3 protein-coding genes are annotated in these 3,897 nt (G+C 47.4%); 2 read left to right on the top strand and 1 reads right to left on the bottom strand.

Annotation, left to right across the window (positions count from 1 at the left end):
* Nucleotides 1-40 precede the first annotated feature (40 nt).
* Nucleotides 41-1,360, bottom strand: a complete 1,320-nt coding sequence (locus QZ371_RS00015) for a sodium:alanine symporter family protein (protein ID WP_295207213.1) — start codon at nt 1,358-1,360, stop codon at nt 41-43.
* Nucleotides 1,361-1,620: 260 nt separating this feature from the next.
* Between QZ371_RS00015 and QZ371_RS00010 the strand changes: the two genes are divergently transcribed.
* Both QZ371_RS00010 and QZ371_RS00005 read left to right on the top strand, forming a co-directional pair.
* The gene (locus QZ371_RS00010; protein WP_295207210.1) at nt 1,621-2,094 is read left to right on the top strand and encodes a PH domain-containing protein; all 474 of its coding nucleotides are present in this window, start codon (nt 1,621-1,623) and stop codon (nt 2,092-2,094) included.
* A gap of 216 nt (nt 2,095-2,310) precedes the next feature.
* Nucleotides 2,311-3,798, top strand: coding sequence for a PH domain-containing protein (locus tag QZ371_RS00005; RefSeq protein ID WP_295207207.1), 1,488 nt, complete (start codon nt 2,311-2,313; stop codon nt 3,796-3,798).
* Nucleotides 3,799-3,897 lie beyond the last annotated feature (99 nt).

Raw genomic sequence — 3,897 nt, 5'->3', positions numbered from 1 at the left:
GCGGGTCGCCCCTACACGCTGATAGTGCGTTTTATTCACCTTAAAGCTTTGGCTTTTTTATTTCTTTTGAGAGTATCAGCACGCCGATGATGTTCGGCACGGCCATTAAGCCGTTGAAAATATCGGATATGCCCCATATGAGTTCCATACTCCATAGTGCGCCGGAGCAGGCGCAGATGAGAGTTAGAAGCCTGTACGGCAGGGAGGTTTTGGGGCAGAGATAGCGCCAAGCTTTTTCGCCGATGAAAAACCAGCCTGCGAGGGTGGCGAGGGCGAAAAGTATCAGCGACAGGGATGTGAAAATTTTTCCTGCTCCTCCGAGGGTCAGCATATATGCTCTGACGGCGAGGTCGCCGTTTGCGCTGGGGTCTGCGCCGCTTGTGAGTATCACAAGGGCGGTGAGGGTGCAGATGACGGCGGTGTCGATAAAGACTTCCGCCATTCCCCACATTCCTTGTGCGGAGGGGGATTTTATATTGCAGGAGCTATGGACTGCCACCGTCGAGCCGAGCCCTGCCTCATTTGAGAAAGCGCCACGCTTCAAGCCCTCCACGGCGGCGAAAATTACTGCGCCCATTGTTGAGCCTGTTATCAAGGCGGAGGGGCGAAATGCGCTTGTGACGATGTTTCCAAGGGCGTTTGCGGAGAGGACGGGGCGTGAGAGGATAACGAAAAGGCTGCCGCCGATGAAAAGTGCGGACATTATTGGCACAAGCTTTTCGCAGAGCTTTGCGGCAAAATTTTTGCCAGCGCAGATGAAAAATGCGAACAGCAGGATAATTATTGCGGAGAGGTTTTGGGATAGTCCGAAGCCCTCTTTTGCGGCGGAGGCTGCTGCGCCCGACTGCGCCATATTGCCCATACCGAATGAGGCAAGGACTGTGAACAATGCGAAAAGCAGGGCGGTGAGCCTTGTTTTGCCGATGTGTTCGAGATATGCCACCGCACCGCAGGCTTTGTTTGATTTATTGGCGTTATTCGCATTGGAATATTTCACGCCGAGGTAGTTTTCGCAATAGGAGAGACCCATTCCGATAAAGGCGGAGACCCATAGCCAAAAAACTGAGCCTGCGCCGCCGATCTTGATACATTCGCCAACGCCGACGATAGAGCCTGTGCCAACAGTTGCGGCAAGGGCTGTGGAAAAGGTCTGGAACTGGGTGAGGGAAGAGCCTTGGGCGGCGTCTTTATGGAAAAGGGTGCAGAGGGTGCGCTTCATAATTTTTATGATATGTATTTGTGGGAAGCGGAGTTTTGCGCTGAGGTAAAGTCCGCCCCCTGTCATAAGTATCAGCAGGGGTATACCCCAAAGGAATTTATTGAGAGCGGTAATAATGGAGATGAGTGAGAGGTCATTCATTTTGCTTTGCTCCTTGGTTTAAAGTTTTGTCTATTTTTTGTAGGGGCGACCTGTGGTCGCCCGTTGATTGGACATTTTACGATATTGACTTTTGGCTGTCTGTTTGCCGTTTTGTCAGTTTTCGTGCAATTTATCGCTTACATAATGATATGATGTTTTAGGGAGAATAATTCTTGAGAAAAGAGATCACTATAAATACCAAAAATACCAACAAAAATAATAAAAAAGAAGCTGATTTCGGGAAAGGCGGCGGAAGAACTATGCATAAGTATAAGCCATCAAAAGTTCCGCTGTTTCTTATATGGGCTTTTCTGGCTGTGCTGCTTTACATAATAAAGTATGCGGTCTATCTTATCCAGCAGTTCATACCGTTTTCGGTGGATTATATACTTTTTCCTATATGGATAGCGGCGGCGGTTTTCTGCCTGCTTGTGCTGCCTTTCTATTTTATAAGGGCGTATTTTACGGTGAGCTCAAAAGAGGTCACGGCGCTGACGGGGCTTATCATAACGGCGAGGCATTTTTTGCCCACAAGCTCAATAAAGTCGGTGACGACTATCATTACGCCGCTGGGAAGCGTTACGGGGCTAAATTTCGTGGTACTCAATTGTCTTGGTTCAAGGCTTTTGATACCATTTATGAGCAGGAAAAACGCAATGGAGATATCGGCGGTGGTGAATACTGCCATAAGGCGGCGTGAAAGAGAACAGCGTGAGGGAAAAGAATTGTACTGACGATAAGTAGATAATATATAACAGATTGTTGAAAAAGGTTCAAACAAGTGGGACGTCAATTTATCTGCGAGTAACGGTGAGCAGATAAATTTCGCCGTCCCCTACAAATTACGTAAATGCGTTGTTTTTTGTAGGGGCGAACATCGTTCGCCCGTTGATTTGCTGCTTTTTCGACGGCTTCTAATTATGTAATTTTATACAGTTTGGACTTGAAAAATGAACGGAAGAGAAAAGATCAGAGAGAAGCGGAGCTGGCTGAAAAGCTTTTTTGCTAGGCGGCAGCACCCTATCAGAATACTTTCATATACAACTAAATATATGTGGCTGCTTGCGATCCCTCTGGCGAAGTATCTTATTGCGGCGAGCTTTAATTTTCAAAGCTGGTTCCAGGCACATTGGGTCGATATCCTTACCATTGGCGTGATATTCGGATACGCCGTTTTGCGGTGGATATTCGTTTACTATGAGCTGGAAGAGGACTGCATTATTGCTCACACGGGATATTTCGGCATAACACGGACGAAGGTGTATTTTTCGGAGATATCGACGCTTTCGCTATGTCAGGGATATTTTTTCAGGCTTATACACGCTTGCTCTATTTATATAGACACAGATGCAAAGTCGCTTCAAAAGGCGGATATAACCCTTGACCTTACCACGGGCAGGGCTTTTGAGCTTTATCATCTTGCCACGGCGAAATGCAAAAACAAGCCGAAATATGTTTATCACTCGAGAAAAAGCTATCTGATGATATTCTCGCTGCTGTTTTCATCGACGCTGTCGGGACTTATCATCGTGCTGTCGGTGTTTTATGAAGCGTACAGGATAGTGGGCAGAGAAGTCGAGCAGCAGTTTCTTATGCGTGTGAACAGCGAGATCGAGAAAGTGCCTATACTGGCTTCCGTGCCGAAGTATATACTTATCGTTGGCGGAACGCTGGCGGGGGGCTGGGTAATATCATTTCTTGCGAACCTTATGCGCCATTGGAATTTTTCCTGCACAAGATGTGCGGATATGTTCATAATAAGGAGCGGCATAGGCTCACGGCGCAGGCACGTTTTGTATCGTGACAGGGTGAATTATATCGACTGCCGCCAATCGCTGCTTATGAAGCTTTGCAGGATAACGTCGGTGTCGGCTCATTGCACGGGCTATGGCAAGCGGCGCTTGGAAATATCGGCGCTTATACCTATCACGACTAACAGTCAGGTGGATAAGTCGCTGAAAACACTTATGCCGAAGATACCGCCGGTAAAAAGCGATATTGCGACGGGAATGGCTGATCTGGGGCGGTTCGTTATGATACCGCTGCTGTGCTGCTTAGCTCCATTTGTCGGCGGAAGAATTGCGCTTAGGCTGCTGCCGAACTGGAAGAGCGAGATAACGATACTTGTGGTGCTGACCACCATACCGCTTGTGTGGCTGACTATCGTAAAGGCAGCGGCGGCGTTCACGACGTCAATCGGTTTTGAAAACGGCTACTGCACTATTTCCTATTGCAAGTGGTACACTTTCCACAAGTCTATTGCGGCGCTCGACAGGGTGACGATGGTGAGCGTTATGCAAAATCCTTTTCAGAAGATAAGCAAGACTTGCGCTGTGAGAATCTACACGAATTCTGAGGATACGGATAATCATACGGTCAAGGGCTTGAATTATGACAAGGTAATAAAGCTTATGAACGACAATGGTTACACGGTTTAGCGACTGTGTTCGACAAATTGGATAATTATTGTGCAAAAAGGCGAAAATAACTATCAAAAAGGTAGAAAGGTCAAAAAGGTGTTGACAAGCGGAAAGAAA

Source organism: Ruminococcus sp. (assembly GCF_019423705.1).
Lineage (GTDB): Bacteria > Bacillota > Clostridia > Oscillospirales > Ruminococcaceae > Hominimerdicola.
This window is presented reverse-complemented; position numbering and strand designations above follow the sequence as displayed.

Excerpts from the sequence above, each read along its gene's own strand:
- QZ371_RS00015 (WP_295207213.1), bottom strand. The coding sequence starts at position 1,360 with ATGAATGACCTCTCACTCATCTCCATTATTACCGCTCTCAATAAATTC.
- QZ371_RS00010 (WP_295207210.1), top strand. The coding sequence starts at position 1,621 with ATGCATAAGTATAAGCCATCAAAAGTTCCGCTGTTTCTTATATGGGCT.
- QZ371_RS00005 (WP_295207207.1), top strand. The coding sequence starts at position 2,311 with ATGAACGGAAGAGAAAAGATCAGAGAGAAGCGGAGCTGGCTGAAAAGC.